Source organism: Streptomyces sp. CC224B, assembly GCF_030010595.1.
Lineage (GTDB): Bacteria > Actinomycetota > Actinomycetes > Streptomycetales > Streptomycetaceae > Streptomyces > Streptomyces longispororuber.
Genome location: NZ_JASCXL010000090.1, coordinates 21,407 through 38,596 on the forward strand (window position 1 = coordinate 21,407; position 17,190 = coordinate 38,596).

Genomic DNA, 17,190 nt, shown 5'->3' on the forward strand with positions numbered 1-17,190 from the left:
CACGCTCCGGTGGGCCACCTGGTTCCCTCCGGCGCCCCACGTCCGCGCCCGGGATCGGCCCCCGGGCGCGCGTGCGCCGTCCCACCCGCGGGTGGGACGGCGCAGGGGGTCGCACGGTCAGCGGTCGTCGTCGCGCAGGGAGTCGCGGACGCCCTCGGCCTTGGCGCGCGCGTCGTCGGCGGCGCCGCCGACCTTGCCCTTGGCCTGGTCCGTCTTGCCCTCGGCCTTCATCCGGTCGTTGCCGGTGACCTTGCCGAGCATCTCCTTGGCCTTGCCCGCTGCCTTGTTCTTCGCGTTCTCGTCCACGGTTACTCCTTCGGTGGCGTATGCACAGCCGTTGGTCACGCTAGGGGCGGTGTGCGGGGTGCGCATCCCGGGCGTCACCGCGGCGCGCCGGCCGGTGGTCCGGTGTCGTGGCGCCGCCGCGCTCCTGCCCTTCGCTTCGTCGGTCGTTGACGACCTCAGCCATCTAGTTGCCGAGACATGCGCCTGCAAACGGTGCAATCCACATTTCTTGTCGGGCACCGCTCGGGGCACCACTCGGGGCGCCGCTCGGCACACGGCTCCGCGCGTCGTACCGGGCGCCGTACAGAACCGGAACCGCACCGGAGGACGCGGCACGGACCGGTTCCCGGCGTACTTCACCCGGTCAGGCCGGTCAGCACCTTGTCGGGGGTGAGCGGCAGCGTCCGGAAGCGGACTCCGGTGGCGTGGTACACCGCGTTGCCGATGGCGGCGGCGCTCCCGACGATGCCGATCTCGCCGACGCCTTTGCTGCCCATCGGATTCAGGTGCGGGTCGGTCTCCTCGATCCAGTGCGCCTCGACGCCGCTCACGTCGGCGTGCGCGGGCACGTGGTACGAGGCGAGGTCCGACTCCGCGAAGTCGCCGAAGGCGGCGTCCATCGTGCTGTGCTCGGTGAGGGCCATGCCGAGGCCCATCACCATGCCGCCGACGAACTGGGAGCGGGCGGTGCGGGCGTTGAGGATGCGCCCCGCCGCGTAGACGCCGAGCAGCCGCCGGACGCGGACCTCGCCGGTGACGGTGTCGACGGCCACCTCGGCGAAGTGCGCGCCGAAGGCGTGGCGGGCGTAGGGGCTGTCCGCGTCGGCCGTACCGCTGGTGTCGGCGTCGGCGCTCAAGCCGTTGTCGGGCAGCGACCCGGGGTGGTCGGCAAGCTTGGCCGCCAGCGCGGCGCACGCCTGGTGCACCGCCCAGCCCCAGGAGGCGGTGCCCGACGAGCCGCCCGCCAGCGGGGCCGCCGGCAGGTCGCTGCTGCCCACCTCGGTGCGCACCCGCGCCAGGGGCACGCCGAGGGCGTCGGCCGCCACCTGGGCGAGCACGGTGCGGGCGCCGGTGCCGATGTCGGTGGCGTTCACCCGTACGACGAAGCTGCCGTCGGGCAGCGCCCGTGCCTGCGCGGTGGACGGCGACACCAGCACGGGGTACGTGGCCGAGGCCACGCCCGTGCCGATGAGGAGAGGGCCCTCCGTACGGGAACGGGGCCGGGGGTCGCGCGCGTCCCAGCCGAACCGCCGGGCGCCCTCGCGCAGGCAGTCCACGACGTGGCGGCTGCTGAAGGGCTTGCCGCTGTCCGGTTCGCGCTCCGGCTCGTTGACGGCCCGCAGCTCCACCGGGTCCATGCCGAGGGCGGCGGCGAGCTCGTCCACGGCGGACTCCAGGGCGTACATGCCCGGCGCCTCGCCCGGGGCCCGCATCCACGACGGTGTGGGCACGTCGAGGCGTACCACACGGTGGACAGTGAGGTGGTGGGACGCGTCGTACATGACGCGCGCGGGCACCGCGGCCTGCTCGACGAACTCCTTGACGCGCGAGGTGTGCGTGGTGATCTCGTGGGACAGCGAGGTCAGCCGGCCGTCGGCCGCCGCGGCGAGCCCGACCCGGTGCAGGGTGGGCGCCCGGTGGCCGACGACGGCGGCCAGCTGCCGGCGGGGGAAGGACACGGCGACGGGGCGGCCGGACACGCGCGCCGCCATCGCCGCGAGCACCACGTCGGGCCGCGGGGTGCCCTTCGAGCCGAAGCCGCCCCCGACGTGCTCGGCGATGACGGTGATGTGCCCGGTGTCCATCTCGAACAGGGCGGCGAGCGTGTCGCGCACGGTCGTACCGCCCTGGCTGGAGCAGTACACGGTCAGGTGCCCCTGGTCCCAGTGCGCGGTGCTGGCGTGCGGCTCCATGGGGTGGTTGTGCAGCGGCGGCACCTCGTAGACGACGTCGACGCGGGCCGCCGCGGGAGCGCTGCCGGGCCGGCCGTGTTCGCGGCGGGTGGGGTGTTCGCCGTTGACGTTCTCGGGCTCGTACGCCCCGGGGTGGTCCGCCGTCAGGGTGACGTCGTGGTCCTCGACGGCGTACTCGACGCGCACCGCCGCGGCGGCGGCGCGCGCGGCCTCCAGGGTCTCGGCCACCACGAGGGCGACGTGCCAGCCGCGGTGCGGCACCCGCGGGTCCTGGAGGACGGCGAGCGTGGGGTCGTCGGGCTCGGCGACGCGCGGCGCGTTCTCGTGGGTCAGGACGGTGAGGACGCCGGGCAGCCGCAGGGCCTCCTCGACGTCGACGGCGGTGACCCGGCCGCGGGCGACGGTGGCGGGCACGGGCCAGGCGTGCGCCCGCTCCGGCATGGGGTGCTCGGCGGCGTACCGGGCGCGGCCGGTGACCTTCAGGCGTCCTTCGCGGCGCTCGGCGGGAGCGCCCAGGGCCCGGCCGGCGCCGGCCGGGGAGTCCTCGGGGGGCAGGGCGGTGTGTGACATGGCGGTTCCAGCCCTCTTGGTCAGGTCGCGGCGCCCGGCGTGAGCCGGGTCAGGACGTCGACGGCGATGTTGCGGGCCAGCGGCACCTTGTAGGCGTTGTCCCGCAGCGGCCGGGCCGCGGCGAGTTCCAGGTCGACGGCGCGGGCGAACGCGGCCGGGGTGGCGGGCCCGCCGCGCAGCGCCTCCTCGGCCCGCTCGGCGCGCCAGGGCCGGTGGGCCAGCGCCCCGAAGGCGATGCCGACGTCGGCGACCGTGCCCTCGCGGACGCGCAGCACCACCGCGACGGAGGCGAGGGCGAACGCGTACGAGGCCCGGTCCCGGGCCTTGCGGTAGGCCGAGGGCAGACCGGCGCGCGCGGCGGGCAGCACCACGGACGTGATCAGCTCACCGGGGCGGATGACGGTGTCCTGCTCCGGGTGGTCCCCGGGCAGCCGGTGGAGGGCGGCCGCGGGAACGTCGCGCGGCCCCCGCTCGCCGTGGAGTTCGACGCGCGCGTCGAGGGCGGCGAGGGCCACGGCCATGTCCGAGGGGTGGGTGGCCACGCAGTGCTCGCTGTGGCCGAGGACGGCGTGGTCCCGGTGCACGCCCTCCCGGGCCCCGCAGCCGCTGCCCGGGGCGCGCTTGTTGCACGGCTTGGACAGGTCCTGGAAGTACGGGCACCGAGTGCGCTGCAACAGGTTGCCGCCGGTGGTGGCGGCGTTGCGCAGTTGCCCGGAGGCTCCGGCGAGCAGCGCCTGCGACAGCGCCGGGTAGCGGTCGCGCACGAGGGGGTGGGCCGCGAGGTCGCTGTTGCGCACCGCGGCGCCCACACGCAGGGAGCCGTCGTCCAGCTCCTCCACCGCGTCCAGGGGCAGGCGGCTGACGTCGATCAGGGCGGAGGGCTGCTCGACCCCCAGTTTCATGAGGTCGACGAGGTTGGTGCCGCCGCCGAGGTAGCGGGCTCCGGGGTGGGCCGCGAAGGCCCGCGTCGCCTCGTCCACGTCCGCGGCCCGTACATACGCGAAGGGCTTCATCGGGCCACGTCCTCCACGGCTTCGACGATGCGGGGGTAGGCGCCGCAGCGGCACAGGTTGCCGCTGAGCCGCTCGCGGATCTCCTCCGGGGTCAGCGGGACGGGCCGGCCCGAGGGCGCGGCGGGCGGGGTGACGTGCGAGGGGTGGCCGCCCGCGGCCTCGGCGAGGACGCCGACGGCCGAACAGATCTGCCCGGGCGTGCAGTAGCCGCACTGGAAGGCGTCCCGGTCGAGGAAGGCGCGCTGCACCGGGTGCAGTTCTTCGCCCCCGCCCCCGCCCGTGCACCGCTCGCCGATGGGTCCCTCGTCCGTGAGGCCTCGGCCCGTGAGCTCCTCGCCCGCGAGCCCTCGGCCGGGGCGCCCCTCCCCCGCGGGCCCCGCACCCGTGAGCCCCTCGACGGTCGTGACCTCGCAGCCGTCCAGGGCCACCGCGAGCAGCAGGCAGCTGTTGACGCGGCGCCCGTCGACGAGGACCGTGCAGGCGCCGCACTGGCCGTGGTCGCAGCCCTTCTTGGCGCCGGTGAGGTCCAGGTCCTCCCGCAGGACGTCCAGCAGGACGCGGCGGTGGTCGAGATCGAGGGTGCGGGTGTCGCCGTTGACGCGGAGCGTCGTCGCGGAACGGGGCGGGACCGGCGGTGCCGTGCCCCCGCCGCCCGCTCCGCCGTCGGGGATGTCGCTGCCCATGGCGTGGATGACCTTCCGGAAGGGCTTGTGTGCTGTGCGGACCGCGTGCCCAAGCTGCCACAGCCGACACCTGGCGGCATGCGGGACGGGGCCGGACGGGGCGGCTCCCGGGGCCCGGGGTCCCCGGGGTGCCGTCGCCGCCCCTGTCCTCAGGCCCCGGCCGCCTCCGCCGTCCCTGCGCTCCGGGGGCCCGACGGCCGCCGCTCGTCCAACTGCACCTGCTGCCCCGGCCGCCCTACTGACCCGGCACGCCTACTGGCCCTGCTGGCCCTGCTTCTCCTGCTCCCGCGCGACGACCCGGAAGTGGCCGCCGTCGGGGTCCCTCAGCGTGGCCCAGGCGGGCCGCGCGTCGAGGTGCTGCTCGATCACCTGGCCGCCCTGATCCCGCGCCGCGCGGACGCTGGCCTCGACGTCCCGGACGGCGAAGTGGACCTGCCAGTGCGGCCGGACCGCCGGGTCGGGGTCGGCCTCGACGGCGCCCGAGCCGAGCCGGGCGGCCGGCCGCCCCGCCCTGAGGAGCACCACTTCCTCCTGCTGGTACTCCACCTCGCAGCACTCCGGGCGCCCGCAGGCCCAGTCGAGGACCTCGCCGTAGAAGATGGCGGCGTCGAAGGCGTCGACGGTGTGCAGGCGCACGGAGGCCGGGGCGGAGTGCAGGTCGCTGCGCCAGCTCGTGAGGATCTCGCCCTCCCAGATGCCGAAGCCCGCGCCGTTGCGGTCGGACGAGAGAGCCGCGCGCCCGTTGGGGAACGGGATCGGCCCGACCGCCACCGTCCCCCCGCGCTCCCTGACCCGGCTCACCGTCTCGTCCGCGTCGAGGACGGCGAAGTACGGTGTCCAGGCCACCGCGACCTGGAGCGACGAGGACACCGCGCCGAGCCCGGCGACGGGGTCGCCGTGGGCCATGGCGACGGAGAACTGCTCGCCGAGCCTGGCCGGGCGGAACTCCCAGTCCATGACGGCTCCGTAGAACCTCTGTGCGGCGGCGAGGTCCGGCACCGTCAGGCTGACCCAGCAGGGGGCTCCGACGGCCGACTCGCCCAACACCGAGCCGGTCCTGACGTGCCGCCCCGGCGTGGCCGCGCCCCGGGCCGCCCCGGGTGCCGGCTTCGGCGTCTCTTCGTCGTGGTGCATGTGCAACCTGTCCTGGAAATCGAGGCCGCTCACGAGGCAGGCCGGCACCCGCGCTCTCCGGCAGTGCTTCCGGCCGTCGGTTCCCGCACCCCGACGCGTACGCCACGGCCGGCTGGGGGGTCCGCCGTGACCGAGGCGAGCGATCCAGGGGAGCGGTGGAAAGATGTCAGCGACCCGCGAGCTTGCGGAAAGTAATCATTCCGCGACTTACTGTGCCACGGTCCGTGCGCCGGAGCCAACGCCGACGCCCCCGGACGGCGGGACGGGAGATCTTCCTGTCGGCGGCCGGGTCACGCGGCGCGCTTCGGGCCCCGCCGCCGCTCCCGCCCCCGGCCCGTCTTCCGGTCCTGTCCGTTCCGATCCTGCCCGTTCCGGTCCCGGCCGTTCCGGTCCCGGCCGCGGGCCCGGGCGAGTTCGTCCACGAGTTCGTCCCGGCTCATCCGCGAGCGGCCGGGGACGTCCAGCTCGGTGGCCCGCCGGTACAGCTCGGCCTTGGTCAGCTCGCGCAGTTCACCGGTGCCCGCGCCACGGGGCGGCGCGGAGGCGCCGTCCGCCTTCGACGGGGGCTTCCCGGCGGTCTCCTGCTTCCCGCGCCGGGCATCGCGCCCGGTATCGCGGCCGCCGTCCGGGGCGTCGTGCCCGCTCCCGCCGCGACGCCCACCCCGTCTTCCGCCCCGGCCTCCGCCGCGGGCCTGTTCGATGCTGCCCTCCAGGAGGTCCATGAGGTCGACGACGTCGGTGGCCCGGGGCGCCTCCTGGGCCGCCTCGACCTCCTCGCCCTCGGCCTTCGCCCGGACCAGCTCCCGCACCTTCTCCTGGTACGTGTCGCGGTACCGGCCGGGCTCCCACGGCGCGGACAGGGCGTCGATCAGCCTGACCGCCATGTCCCGCTCCTTGCCCCGGCCGGCGCGGCCGGACGGCAGGTCGGGCAGCTCCCGGGCCGGGTCGCGGACCTCGTCCGCCCAGTGGAGGGTCTGCAGCACCAGAAGCTTGTCCTCGGCGCGCAGGGCCGTCAGGTACTGCTTGCCGCGCATCACGAACGTGGCGATGCCCGCCTTGTCCGTCTCCGCGAGGGCCGCCCGCAGCAGCTCGTACACCTTGGCGTACTCCTCGCCGCGGGGCGCGACGTAGTACGTGCGGTCGAAGTAGACGGGCTCGATGTCGCCGAGGTCGACGAAGTCGCTGATATCGATGGCCCGGGAGCGGCCCGGCGCGATCTCGTCCAGCTCGTCGGGGTCGACGACGACGTACTCGCCCTCGGCCACCTCGAAGCCCTTGACGATGTCCTTGGCGGCCACTTCCTCGCCGGTGCGCTCGTTGACGCGCTTGTTGCGGATGCGGTCGGCGCTGCCGCGCTGCACCTGGTGGAAGTGGACCGTGTGGTCCTCCAGGGCCGTGTAGAGGCCGACGGGCACGGTGACCATCCCGAAGGTGATCACTCCGGTCCAGATCGCGCGTGCCATGGCCGTCCACTCCCGTCGCCCTGTCCACGTCGTCCGTCCGCCGGAGGCGGTCGCGGCCCCGGCAGCCGCCGCCACGGCCACAGCGGTCGCGGCAGCCGCAGGCGGCGAACGGAACCGGAGCGCGGGCTTCCGTGCGCTCCGTGGCCAGTGTCCCGGGGGTGCGCGCCGTCGGCCACCGGCACGCGCATCGGGGTGGTGACACGGCTGCGGCCGGCATCCCGGTGCCGTCCGGTAAGCCGGCCGCCGCGGCGGGGCGCCTCACACCAGTTCGGGCTGCGGCTCCAGTTTCGGCGCCGGCACGGGCTTCGGCTGCCACAGCCTGGTGGTACGCATATAGCCGTAGACGACCGAGCCCATCGCCAGCAGGAGGAGCGGCCCGAAGAGCCACGGGTGGGCGGCCATCTCCGTCGGCAGATAGCGGTACGAGACCAGCAGGGCGGCGAAGACGGCGGTGCCGTGGACGACGAGCTGTATCCCCGGCCGGTCCCAGCCGCGGTCGAAGGCGCGCAGCCCGGCCTCGATCGTGACCGCGAACACCACTCCGGCCACGAGGTCCACGCCGTAGTGGTAGCCGAATCCCAGTGTCGCGGTGAGCGTGGCGACCAGCCAGAACGTGCCCGCGTACCGGAGCACGCGCGGCCCCCCGCGGGAATGGATGAAGATCACGGTGGCCCAGGCCGTGTGCAGGCTGGGCATGCAGTTGCGCGGGGTGATGTCGTCGTACGCCATGGCGTGCGGCGTCCCGAGCGGGGGCGGCGTGTCCGGCCACAGGTTGGCCAGGGCCCACTCCTCGCCGCCGGTGCCGAAGGCGCCGGTGCCGTACGCGAAGACCGGTCCGACCACGGGGAAGATCATGTATATCGCCGGGCCGAGCAGGCCGACGACCAGGAACGTGCGGACGAGGTGGTGGCCCGGGAAACGGCCCTCGGCCGCCACGTTGCGCAGCTGGTAGAGCGCGACGACGACCGCGGCCACGGCGAGCTGGACGTAGACGAAGTCGAGGAAGTGGGAGCCGATCGGGTCGGTGGCCCGGACGAGCCGGCCGACCAGCCACGACGGGTTGCCCAGCGCGTGGTCGGCGGTCGCCAGGTACGGGTCGAGCACCGTCGGGCGGGTCTTGGACGTGATGAGCAGCCAGGCGTCGCCGGTCTTGCGGCCCGCCACCAGCAGCAGGCCGAGGCCGACGCCCTTCAGGAGCAGCACGCGCTCGGCGCCGGTGCGGCGGGTGACGGCGATGACTGCGCAGCCCAGGAGCACCCAGAGCGCGCCGTTGCCGAAGGTCAGCTTGCCACCGGTGGCCCAGCGCACGAGGAAGAAGGGGATGTCGACGGCGACGGCGGCGCCGAGCGCCAGGAAGCGCTGCCGCCAGGTGAGCACCACCATCATCAGCGCCATGCCGGCGTACAGCAGCGGCCCGGACGCGGGGGCGAAGACCACCTCGCGCACCTGGTTGGTGAGCGGGCCGGGCAGGCCGTAGCCCCGCGCGGCGATCTCCAGCGCGATCTGGAATCCGAGGGCGACCGCACCGGCCGCACCCCACAGCAGCACCCGCGGCCGACGCCACGTGGCGAACTCATTTCTCCCATTTATTCGCGAAAACACCCGCGATGTCATACGCATCAATTGCCTGGCCGATTTGTTGGTTTTTGATTAAACAGGTAACGCTTCGTGCTGGTCAGCGTGGTTTCGGTAAGCGCGGGCGCTCGGGACGAACCTCGCGAGTCGGATCATGCTATCGGAGCGGCGCGGGTGGACTTCGCCCGTCATGAACGTGGCAAACGACAGTCCGCTTACGCGCGAGTTCGCGATCTTCGACGCCCGCACCGTGAACCTCTCCTTCCGCCGAACCGGCCTCGACACGGATCGGTTACGCCGTCACGCCACGAAACGCACGCGCCGCCGAGCTACGGCCGCACAGAGGGGCGCACTCCCCGCCGTGACGCCACCAGTGACACACATGACGCCAGTAATGGCTCGCGCATGGCACCACTCGTGTGCCATGATGGCATCACAGAGAACGCGCTCCTCCGTTTCACCGGTGGACGCGTGTCGCGGAGACAGCCGTCGAGGGGGCCGGACCATGGGGACAGCACAGAGCCAGCAGCAGGCGGCGCCCGGCGCCTTCGCCGCGTTCGCCCGCTTCGTGCTCTGCGGCGGCGGGGTGGGTCTCGCCTCCAGCTTCGCCGTGGCGGGTCTCGCCGCCTGGATGCCGTGGGCCGTGGCCAACGCGCTGATCACCGCGGTCTCCACGCTGCTGGCCACCGAGCTGCACGCCCGCTTCACCTTCGGCGCGGGCGGGCGCGCGACCTGGCGCCAGCACACGCAGTCGGCCGGGTCCGCGGCGGCCGCGTACGCGGTGACCTGCTTGGCGATGCTCGTCCTGCAGCAGCTCGTGGCGGCGCCCGGCGCGGTCCTCGAGCAGGTGGTCTACCTGTCCGCGTCCGCGCTCGCCGGCGTCGGCCGGTTCGTGGTGCTGCGCCTCGTCGTCTTCGCGCGGAACCGCTCGCGGACCGCGGCCGCCGTCCGCCCCGTGCCCGCGACCGTGGCCCACGCCGCCGCCCCGGCCGCGCCCGCGGCGCTCTGCCACGCCGCCTGAGCGCCCCGCTCAGAGGGGCACGAGCGTGAGTTCGGTGGCCTTCACGCTGCACCAGACCTCCGTGCCGTCGGCGAGGCCGAGGTCGGCGACGGCCTGCGGGGTGACCTCGGCGACCGTGTCGGGGACGGCGTCGGAGGTGACGAGCAGGCGCAGCCGGCTGCCGCTGGCGGTGATCTCGCGGAGGGTCCCGGGCCACACGTTGCGCGGGCTGCCGGTGGGCTTCTCGCGGTGCACGGAGACGGCCTCGGGCGGTACGACGACGAGGGTCTCGGCGCCCTCCCCCACGGTCTCGGCCGCCACGAGCGTGGCGCCGGTGGCGAGCCGGGCCCCCTCGGCGGTGGCGGTGGCGGGCCAGGCGTTGCGGCCGAGCATGCGGGCCACCCACGGGGAGCGCGGGTGGCGGGTGACCTCGGCGGGCGGCGCGTCCTGCAGGGCGCGGCCGTCGGCGAGGACGAGGACGCGGTCGGCCAGCGACACGGCTTCGACGGGGTCGTGGGTGACGATCAGGCAGACGCCGCCGAAGCCCGCGAGGTGGGAGCGCAGCGTGTGCCGGACGTGGGCGCGGGTGGTCTGGTCGAGGGCGGCCAGCGGCTCGTCCAGGAGCAGCAGCCGGGGGCGCGGCGCGAGCGCCCGGGCGAGCGCGACGCGCTGGGCCTGGCCGCCGGAGAGCTGGGCGGGCCTGCGGTCGGCGAGGTGGCCGACGCCGAGGCGGTCGAGCCACTGCCGGGCCTCGCGGCGGGCCGCGGCGCGGGGGACGCCCCGGACGCGCAGGCCGTAGGCGGTGTTGGCGAGGGCGGTCAGGTGCGGGAAGAGGGCGCCGTCCTGGGGCACCCAGGCCACGCCGCGGCGGTGCGGGGGCAGGGCGGTCACGTCGTCGTCGCCGAGCCGCAGGTCGGCGTGGGCGCGGGGGGTGAGGCCGAGCAGGGCGCGCAGCAGGGTGGTCTTGCCCGCGCCGTTCTCGCCGACGACGGCGATGGTGGTGCCGGGCTCGGCGTCCAGGGTGAGCCGGTTGAAGCCGGTGACGTCGGCGTGCAGGGGCCAGCGCTCCGGCGGCGCGGCGGGCACGGCGGGCGGCTCGGGCGCGGGAAGGGGCGGGGCGGCGGGTCCTTCGTCGGACGCGTCCGGCCGCGGCGACCGGGAGCGCGGCGTCCGGTCGGCCGAGCCGCCGGTCCAGCGTCCGCGCAGGGCGATGAGCACCGCCATGGCGATGACCAGGAGCAGCAGGGACACGGACGTGGCGGCCTCGGGCCGGTCCTGGAGCAGCAGGTAGACCTGGAGCGGCAGGGTCTGGGTGGTGCCCGGCAGATTGCCCGCGAAGGTGATGGTGGCCCCGAATTCGCCGAGCGCCCGTGCCCAGGTCAGCGCGGCTCCGGCGACGAGGCCGGGGGCGACCGAGGGCAGGGTGACGGTGAAGAAGACCCGCACCGGCGAGGCGCCGAGGGACGCGGCGGTCTCCTCGTACGAGGGCCGCAGCCCGGCCAGCGCCCCCTCCAGGCTGATGACGAGGAAGGGCATCGCGACGAAGGTCGCGGCGACCACGGCGCCCGAGGTGTGGAAGGGCAGGACGACGCCGAAGGTGTCCTCCAGCCAGGGGCCGAGCAGTCCACGCCGCCCGAAGCCGAGCAGCAGCGCGACGCCGCCGACGGTGGGCGGCAGCACCATGGGCAGCAGGACGAGGGAGCGGACGAGCGCCTTGCCGGGGAAGTCGACCCGGGCGAGCGTCCAGGCCAGCGGCACGCCGAGGACCAGGGACACGCCGAGGGCCCAGAAGGAGACGTACAGCGACAGCCTGAGCGCTTCGGTGACGCCCGGGCTGGTCAGGTGGGAGCCGATCGCGCCCCACTCGGTGCGGCTCAGGATGCCGATGAGCGGCAGCAGCAGGAAGGCGACCGCGAGCAGGGCGGGCACGGCGAGGGTGACCGGGGTGCGGGCGCGACCGGCGCGCGGGGCGCGCGCGCCGGTGGTGCGGAAGCTTCTCATCGGGGGTTCCCGTGGGGTGGGCGGCGGCGGTACGGGGGGGGGGCCCGCTGCCCCGGCGGTCGTCCGCGCCGGGGAGGGCCGCCCGGGCGCGGTCGGCGCGCCGGGCAAGGGCCGCGCGGGCGGCGGCGCGCCCGGCGGGGCCGTCCCGAGCCCCCGTGCCGGGCGGCCCGGGTTCATGATGGCTGCCGGGTCCTACGCGTCACGGCTTCTGGAAGCCCGCGTCCCGGAGGATCTTCTGCGCCTCGGGTGAGCTGAGCCAGGTGACGAACGCGGCCGCGGCCTCGGGGTGCGGGGACTCCTTGAGGGTCGCGGCCGGGTAGGCGGCGACCGCGTTCTGGGCGTCGGGGATGTCGACGCCCTCGGCCTTGCCGCCGGCGGTGGTGATGTCGGTCTTGTAGACGATGCCCGCGTCGGCCTCGCCGAGTTCGACCTTGGACAGCACGGCGCGCACGTTGGGTTCCTGCGAGACCGGTTCGACGGAGACCCGCTGGGCGTCGAGGATCTTCTGGCTGTAGCGGCCGACGGGCACCTCGGGGGCGGCGAGCACGACCTTCAGGTCCTTCGCGGAGAGGTCCTTCAGGTTCCGTACGTGCTTCGGGTTGCCCTTGCCGACCGCGATGACCAGGCGGTTCCTGGCGATGACGGTGGGGGTGGCGGTGTCGGACCGCAGGCCGTCCATGGTCTTGGTGTCGGCGGTCACCAGGGCGTCGGCCGGGGCGCCCTGCCTGACCTTGGCGGCCAGTTCCTGGGAGCCCTCGAAGGAGAAGGTCACCTTGGTGCCCGGGTGGTCCTTCTCGTACGCGGCGCCCGCGGTCCTGAAGACGTCGGTGAGGGAGGCGGCGGCGAGGACGGTCAGTTCGGCCTTCCGCCCGTCCTCGCCCGCCTCCTTGCTGTCGTCGTCGCTGCCGCAGGCGGCCAGGGGGACGAGCAGGGCGGCGGTGGCGAGGGCCGCGGCGGTGCGGCGCGCGGTGATCACGGTGGGCATGGGGTGACACTCCTGGGACTGCGGGCGGCGGGGTGCCGCCGGAGAGACGGAGAGACGGAGGGACGCGGACGCGGTCACCGGACGGGCGGTACCGCGGGAGCACGCGGGTCCGGGCGCGCTCCCCGCGCACGGTGCGGGTGCCGTCGGTGCGCCCGGCGCGCACGGTGCGCCCAAGTCCGAAGTGCGCGGCGCGGAGACGGTCGCGCGCCCCGGTTCAGGCGCGGTCGATGTGCACGCTGGTCGACTTCACGCGGGCGGTGGCCTGCATGCCGACCTCGAGGCCGAGTTCCTCGACGGCCTCCCGGGTGAGCAGGGACACCAGGCGGTGGGGACCGGCCTGGATCTCGACCTGGGCGGCGACGTCGCCGAGCTTCACGGCGGTGACGATGCCCGGGAAGGCGTTGCGGGCCGAGGTGTACGCGGCCTCTTCCTCGCCGGTGCCGGACTGGCCGATCTCGACGGAGAAGGCGGCCAGGTCACGGCCGTCGATCAGACGGCGCCCGCTCTGGTCGCGGTGGGTCGCGACCCGGCCGGCGTCCGCCCAGCGGCGCGCGGTGTCGGGGCTGACGCCGAGCAGACGCGCCGCCTGACCGATGGTGTAAGACTGCATATGCGGAAAGATATGGCCTTGAATCTTTTATCTGCAACCTTTTTATCGGTTCCTCCATGGCAGATGCGTAAGCACTGGCCGAAGGTCCGAGGAGCGGGCGGCACCCCCACCCACGGCCCCCGGTGGCGCCACGCCCCCCGGCACGCACAGGGCGGGCCGCGCGGGCCGCGGCCGTCGCGGGCTCTCGAGGAGAGGGACGCGGGCTTTCGTCGTACGTTGGAGACGCGGATCTTGCGTACGACATACCTGACTGTCCTCGGCCGACCCGGGGTACTCGCGCGTCGAAGGGCCGGGAGGAACGAAGCTCCCGGTCGGTACGAGACCGAGAAGGGCGGGAGGTGATCGCCGTGTCGAACACACAGCCGCACGTCACCGGTGGGGACCGCGGTGCCGGTCAGGAACCGGTGAGCGAGCTGGTGCAGCGTGCCTCGCACCAGCTGACCGAGCTGGTGCGCGGCGAGCTTCGCTTGGCGCAGGCGGAGATGAAGGAGAAGGGGAAGCGCTACGGCAAGGGCGGTGGCCTGTTCGGCGGAGCCGGAGTGGTCGGGTTCCTGATGCTGCAGGCGCTGGTGGCCACGGCCATCGCCGCGCTGGCGGTGCCGCTGCCGGTGTGGGCCGCGGCGCTGATCGTCACCGCGGTTCTCGGCGTGATCGCCGGTGTGATGGCGATGACCGGGAAGAAGCAGATCAGCGAGGCCAACCCGCCCGCGCCGGAACAGGCCATCAACAGCGTCAAGGCTGACGTGGCCGAGATCAAGGAGAGTGCACACCGATGACGCAGCCGCCCCACGACGAGCCCACCGCCGAGAGCCCCGAGGAACTGCGCGAGCAGGTCGCCCGGACCCGCTCCGAACTCGGGGAGACGGTCGAGGCCCTCGCGGCCAAGGCAGACGTCAAGTCCCGGGTGAAGGACAAGTCCACGCAGGTGAAGGAGCAGACGGCGGTCAAGGCCGGAGCGGTGAAGGAGCAGACCGTGGCCAAGGCCGGCGCGGTCAAGGAGCAGACCGCGGCGAAGGCCGCCGACCTCGCGCACCAGGTGCAGGACAAGCTGCCCGAGCCCGTCAAGGACACGGCGGCCAAGGCGGTCGAGCAGGCCCGGGCCACGGCCGCGCAGGCCGGGCAGCTGTGGGAGGAAAAGGCGCCGGAGCCGGTTCGGCAGAAGGCGGCCCAGGGCGGCCGGATGGCGCGGGACAACCGGGGCGTGCTGCTCGGCGCGGCCGCCGCGGCCACCCTCGTGCTGTGGCTGTCGCGCCGCTCCAGGAAGGGGTGACCCGGATGAAGGCATCGAAGATCGCCTACAAGCCGGTCGGCCTGGCGCTCGGAGCCGTCAGCGGCATGCTCGCCGGGGCGGTGTTCCGGCAGGCGTGGAAGGCGCTCGGCCACGACGAGGACGCCCCGGACGCCACCGACGAGGAGCGGGGCTGGACCGAGGTGCTGATCGCCGCCACCCTGCAGGGCGCGATCTTCGCCGCGGTGAAGGCCGCCGTCGACCGCGCCGGCGCCACCGCGACCCGCGGCCTGACCGGGACGTGGCCCGGCTGACGGCTCGCCACCCGGCCGGACGGTCACCCGGCCTGACGTGACCCAGTGACCCAGGGGTGCCGGTACGACGCGCGTACCGGCACCCCGCCGCGTCCGGACCAGGCCCCCTCCGCGTCGGGCCCCGGCCCGCGGCCCGTACCGGCGCACCACCCGGCGCCGCGTGCGGCCCCCGTGCGTGCGCCATGCCTGACTCCTCGCCCCGCGGATACCCGTGACCGGGAGAGCCCGACGTCGCCCGACACGACGTCACCCGACGCGAGGTCATCCGACACGACGTCGCCCGACGCGAGGCAGCCCGACACGACGTCACCGACACAAGGAGTCGCCCCATGCCGCTCACGTTCCGTAAGTCGCTGCGGATCCTCCCCGGGGTCCGGCTGAACATCAACCGCCGCTCCTGGTCGATCACGCTCGGCGGCAAGCACGGCCCGCGCCGCACGCACAGTTCGACCGGGCGGCGCACCACGTCGATGGACCTGCCCGGCCCCTTCGGCTACCGGCGCCAGTCACGGCGGTAGGGACGCGCGCGACGCCCCACCGCACACCACGAGGCCCCGTCCCCACCGGCGTACCGGCGGGGACGGGGCCTCGTACGACCACCCGCCTACGGCCGCGGGTTGACGCGCCGCCAGGGGGGCCGGGCGTCGGCCCCCGCGCGCCCGGCGACGGACGCGCACCGGGGGCACAGGCGCCGTACCCGGTCCGCGGCGCCGCCGGACTCGGGGATGGCGTCCGTCCACGGCACGTGCGGGAAGCGCACGAGCTGGGACCGGCTGAGGGACAGGCCGCAGACGGTCTCGTTGCGGCCGGGCTCCCAGGCGTGCGCCTCACCCGTCGTCTGGAGGCGGCGGTCCTGCGGGGCCGGTCCTGCATCTGTCGACACGGATGACGGGCGCGCATCGCCGGGAGGTCACCGCGGGGATTCGCGAGCTGCTGCGGCGGGGTGAGCCGGTGCAGGTGGTGTCGACCAGCCTGATCGAGGCGGGTGTCGATGTCGACTTCCCTCGCGTGTACCGGGCGTGGGCGCCTGCGGAGTCGTGCAGCAGGCGGCCGGCCGCTGCAACCGCGACGGGCGCCTGGAGGGCCGGGGGACGGTGGTCGTCTTCGATCCTGTCGACGGCGGTTGTCCGCGTGGCAGCGAGTACACGGCTGCTCTGGCTGCGGGGGCGAGGTTCTTCGGGCCTGAGCTTGCCAGGCCCGATGACCTGGAGGCGCTGGATGCCTACTACCGGGAGCGCTATGCCTACCAGCAGGGAGGGGACCCGGAGTCCGGTCTGGGGGCTGAGATTCAGAAGCTGCGGCGGGCTCTTGATTTCCCGCGGGTGGACCGGGACTTCCGGATGATCGATGACGAGCACAGCGTGCCGGTCGTCGTGGTCCGCCGGGGGAGCGAGCGGGCGTGCATAGGAGCGGCCGTCGCGCAGTTGACGGATGGTTTCCGGTCATGCGGGCCGGAGGTGCTGCGGAGTCTGCAGCAGCACACGGCGTCGTTGCCGAGGCGGGAGGCGGAGGCGGGCGCTGAGGGCGGAACGGGCGGAGCTGGTGACAGGTGACCTGCTGCTGCGGCACGACGCCTACCACGAACTGCGGGGTCTCGACCCTGATGAAGCCGGAGCGCCCTGACAAGTACGGCGTGGTCTGAAGCTCATGTATTGGCCAGCCGTCAGCGCCTTGGTATAGCAGACGAAAGGGTTGACGCATCCCATGGAGCAAAAATGGGCAAAAATGGACACAAGGTCAAGGGGAAAGATGTTGGAACTGCCGTAGTGTTTTTCCTGCTCTCGCTCGGCGCATTGTCGATCCTTCCTCTTAAGATGGCTGGCGAGGTGGATGTCGACCTCGGTGGGGCTATCTACCTAGCCGTAGTGGGAGTCTCCCTCATGTTCAGCGGAATTGTCTCAAGTGTGGGCGGGTTTGATTCCAGCACGCCCTCCGCGCCGAAGGGCATCGGCTACACATGTTCAGGCGATGAACACGAGGGCAGCGGCTGTCATGCGGTCGGAGCGGATGGGTGCGGCGGGTGTGCCGACGGCGGCTGACCTTCAGAACCTCTAATGCTTGTTTCTGTGGTGTGCGAGCTTTAGGTTGATTACGTTCGGTGATGCTGGCAGGGCGTCTGGCCGCCGCCCTTGGGGCCACGGCAGAACGGCAGAGCAGACCCCGGCAACACACTCACGACACGAGGGGCTTTCGTTTGGATCGGTAGGTATCGCGGTCGAAGCCAGGTAGCCGGACTCCGCGGTGGAAACGATGGTGAATCCTGCGGGTCATCGCTCACGACCCGTCGCCCGGCCCGACTCTCTCTCCCCCCCCCCCCCCCCCCCCGCCCCGCCGGCGCGGGCGCGGAGCCCCCGCGCGCCGACGGGAGGCGGGCAGGGAGGGAGGGCGCGGGGGCGGCGGGGGGGGGGGGCGGGGG

18 protein-coding genes are annotated in these 17,190 nt (G+C 74.1%); 7 read left to right on the top strand and 11 right to left on the bottom strand.

From position 1 onward, the window contains the following. Positions 1-117: 117 nt before the first annotated feature. The 7 genes from QK440_RS29815 to QK440_RS29845 all read right to left on the bottom strand — a co-directional run bounded on the left by QK440_RS29815 (position 118) and on the right by QK440_RS29845 (position 8,681). Complete coding sequence (locus QK440_RS29815; protein WP_282796337.1) at positions 118-306, bottom strand: CsbD family protein; 189 nt, start codon at positions 304-306, stop codon at positions 118-120. A gap of 335 nt (positions 307-641) precedes the next feature. After that, entirely contained in the window at positions 642-2,768 is a 2,127-nt protein-coding gene (locus QK440_RS29820) for a xanthine dehydrogenase family protein molybdopterin-binding subunit (protein ID WP_282796338.1), read from the bottom strand. A 20-nt stretch (positions 2,769-2,788) separates the two neighbouring features. Further along, positions 2,789-3,781: a xanthine dehydrogenase family protein subunit M gene (locus tag QK440_RS29825; RefSeq protein WP_282796339.1), complete on the bottom strand. Its 993-nt coding sequence runs from the start codon at positions 3,779-3,781 to the stop codon at positions 2,789-2,791. Further along, complete coding sequence (locus tag QK440_RS29830) at positions 3,778-4,464, bottom strand: 2Fe-2S iron-sulfur cluster-binding protein (protein WP_282796340.1); 687 nt, start codon at positions 4,462-4,464, stop codon at positions 3,778-3,780. Before QK440_RS29830 ends, QK440_RS29825 begins: the two co-directional genes overlap by 4 nt. A gap of 252 nt (positions 4,465-4,716) precedes the next feature. After that, positions 4,717-5,598 (bottom strand): VOC family protein, encoded by an 882-nt coding sequence (locus tag QK440_RS29835; RefSeq protein WP_282796341.1) that lies wholly within the window; start codon positions 5,596-5,598, stop codon positions 4,717-4,719. Between the two features lie 290 nt (positions 5,599-5,888). Further along, entirely contained in the window at positions 5,889-7,061 is a 1,173-nt protein-coding gene (locus tag QK440_RS29840) for a Ku protein (protein ID WP_282796342.1), read from the bottom strand. Positions 7,062-7,319: 258 nt separating this feature from the next. Continuing rightward, a complete protein-coding gene (locus tag QK440_RS29845; RefSeq protein ID WP_282796343.1) occupies positions 7,320-8,681 on the bottom strand; it encodes a phosphatase PAP2 family protein in 1,362 nt (453 codons plus the stop codon). Between the two features lie 460 nt (positions 8,682-9,141). Here QK440_RS29845 and QK440_RS29850 point away from each other — a divergent pair, with 460 nt between their 5' ends. Further along, positions 9,142-9,657 (top strand): hypothetical protein, encoded by a 516-nt coding sequence (locus tag QK440_RS29850; RefSeq protein ID WP_282796344.1) that lies wholly within the window; start codon positions 9,142-9,144, stop codon positions 9,655-9,657. A 9-nt stretch (positions 9,658-9,666) separates the two neighbouring features. On the opposite strand, the gene QK440_RS29855 is transcribed toward QK440_RS29850, so the two are convergent. The 3 genes from QK440_RS29855 to QK440_RS29865 all read right to left on the bottom strand — a co-directional run bounded on the left by QK440_RS29855 (position 9,667) and on the right by QK440_RS29865 (position 13,232). Beyond that, the gene (locus QK440_RS29855; protein ID WP_282796345.1) at positions 9,667-11,637 is read right to left on the bottom strand and encodes an ABC transporter permease; all 1,971 of its coding nucleotides are present in this window, start codon (positions 11,635-11,637) and stop codon (positions 9,667-9,669) included. 199 nt (positions 11,638-11,836) lie between these two features. Continuing rightward, a complete protein-coding gene (gene modA / locus QK440_RS29860) occupies positions 11,837-12,622 on the bottom strand; it encodes a molybdate ABC transporter substrate-binding protein (protein WP_282796346.1) in 786 nt (261 codons plus the stop codon). A gap of 214 nt (positions 12,623-12,836) precedes the next feature. Continuing rightward, complete coding sequence (locus tag QK440_RS29865) at positions 12,837-13,232, bottom strand: helix-turn-helix transcriptional regulator (protein ID WP_282796347.1); 396 nt, start codon at positions 13,230-13,232, stop codon at positions 12,837-12,839. Between the two features lie 347 nt (positions 13,233-13,579). On the opposite strand from QK440_RS29865, the gene QK440_RS29870 reads away from it, so the two are divergent. The 4 genes from QK440_RS29870 to QK440_RS29885 all read left to right on the top strand — a co-directional run bounded on the left by QK440_RS29870 (position 13,580) and on the right by QK440_RS29885 (position 15,292). Beyond that, positions 13,580-14,008, top strand: a complete 429-nt coding sequence (locus QK440_RS29870) for a phage holin family protein (RefSeq protein WP_282796348.1) — start codon at positions 13,580-13,582, stop codon at positions 14,006-14,008. Then, positions 14,005-14,502 carry a DUF3618 domain-containing protein gene (locus tag QK440_RS29875; RefSeq protein WP_282796349.1) on the top strand — a complete coding sequence of 166 codons (498 nt, stop codon included), beginning with the start codon at positions 14,005-14,007 and terminating at the stop codon, positions 14,500-14,502. The genes QK440_RS29870 and QK440_RS29875 overlap by 4 nt, the downstream gene beginning before the upstream one ends. Before the next feature lie 5 nt (positions 14,503-14,507). Next, positions 14,508-14,774 carry a DUF4235 domain-containing protein gene (locus tag QK440_RS29880; RefSeq protein ID WP_282796350.1) on the top strand — a complete coding sequence of 89 codons (267 nt, stop codon included), beginning with the start codon at positions 14,508-14,510 and terminating at the stop codon, positions 14,772-14,774. 329 nt (positions 14,775-15,103) lie between these two features. Further along, positions 15,104-15,292 (top strand): DUF4236 domain-containing protein, encoded by a 189-nt coding sequence (locus QK440_RS29885; RefSeq protein ID WP_282796351.1) that lies wholly within the window; start codon positions 15,104-15,106, stop codon positions 15,290-15,292. An 86-nt stretch (positions 15,293-15,378) separates the two neighbouring features. Here QK440_RS29885 and QK440_RS29890 read toward each other — a convergent pair whose 3' ends face one another. Further along, positions 15,379-15,657: a hypothetical protein gene (locus tag QK440_RS29890; RefSeq protein ID WP_282796352.1), complete on the bottom strand. Its 279-nt coding sequence runs from the start codon at positions 15,655-15,657 to the stop codon at positions 15,379-15,381. Positions 15,658-15,811: 154 nt separating this feature from the next. Here QK440_RS29890 and QK440_RS29895 point away from each other — a divergent pair, with 154 nt between their 5' ends. Together QK440_RS29895 and QK440_RS29900 are read left to right on the top strand one after the other, a co-directional pair. Then, positions 15,812-16,327: a hypothetical protein gene (locus QK440_RS29895; protein ID WP_282796353.1), complete on the top strand. Its 516-nt coding sequence runs from the start codon at positions 15,812-15,814 to the stop codon at positions 16,325-16,327. A gap of 162 nt (positions 16,328-16,489) precedes the next feature. Beyond that, positions 16,490-16,813, top strand: coding sequence for a hypothetical protein (locus QK440_RS29900; RefSeq protein WP_282796354.1), 324 nt, complete (start codon positions 16,490-16,492; stop codon positions 16,811-16,813). The last annotated feature ends 377 nt before the right edge of the window (positions 16,814-17,190 follow it).

Bases quoted from the DNA above. Each gene is read 5' to 3' on its own strand.
- QK440_RS29820 (WP_282796338.1), bottom strand. From the start codon at position 2,768: ATGTCACACACCGCCCTGCCCCCCGAGGACTCCCCGGCCGGCGCCGGC.
- QK440_RS29825 (WP_282796339.1), bottom strand. From the start codon at position 3,781: ATGAAGCCCTTCGCGTATGTACGGGCCGCGGACGTGGACGAGGCGACG.
- QK440_RS29830 (WP_282796340.1), bottom strand. From the start codon at position 4,464: ATGGGCAGCGACATCCCCGACGGCGGAGCGGGCGGCGGGGGCACGGCA.
- QK440_RS29835 (WP_282796341.1), bottom strand. From the start codon at position 5,598: ATGCACCACGACGAAGAGACGCCGAAGCCGGCACCCGGGGCGGCCCGG.
- QK440_RS29840 (WP_282796342.1), bottom strand. From the start codon at position 7,061: ATGGCACGCGCGATCTGGACCGGAGTGATCACCTTCGGGATGGTCACC.
- QK440_RS29845 (WP_282796343.1), bottom strand. From the start codon at position 8,681: ATGCGTATGACATCGCGGGTGTTTTCGCGAATAAATGGGAGAAATGAG.
- QK440_RS29850 (WP_282796344.1), top strand. From the start codon at position 9,142: ATGGGGACAGCACAGAGCCAGCAGCAGGCGGCGCCCGGCGCCTTCGCC.
- QK440_RS29855 (WP_282796345.1), bottom strand. From the start codon at position 11,637: ATGAGAAGCTTCCGCACCACCGGCGCGCGCGCCCCGCGCGCCGGTCGC.
- modA (WP_282796346.1), bottom strand. From the start codon at position 12,622: ATGCCCACCGTGATCACCGCGCGCCGCACCGCCGCGGCCCTCGCCACC.
- QK440_RS29865 (WP_282796347.1), bottom strand. From the start codon at position 13,232: ATGCAGTCTTACACCATCGGTCAGGCGGCGCGTCTGCTCGGCGTCAGC.
- QK440_RS29875 (WP_282796349.1), top strand. From the start codon at position 14,005: ATGACGCAGCCGCCCCACGACGAGCCCACCGCCGAGAGCCCCGAGGAA.
- QK440_RS29880 (WP_282796350.1), top strand. From the start codon at position 14,508: ATGAAGGCATCGAAGATCGCCTACAAGCCGGTCGGCCTGGCGCTCGGA.
- QK440_RS29885 (WP_282796351.1), top strand. From the start codon at position 15,104: ATGCCGCTCACGTTCCGTAAGTCGCTGCGGATCCTCCCCGGGGTCCGG.
- QK440_RS29900 (WP_282796354.1), top strand. From the start codon at position 16,490: ATGGGCAAAAATGGACACAAGGTCAAGGGGAAAGATGTTGGAACTGCC.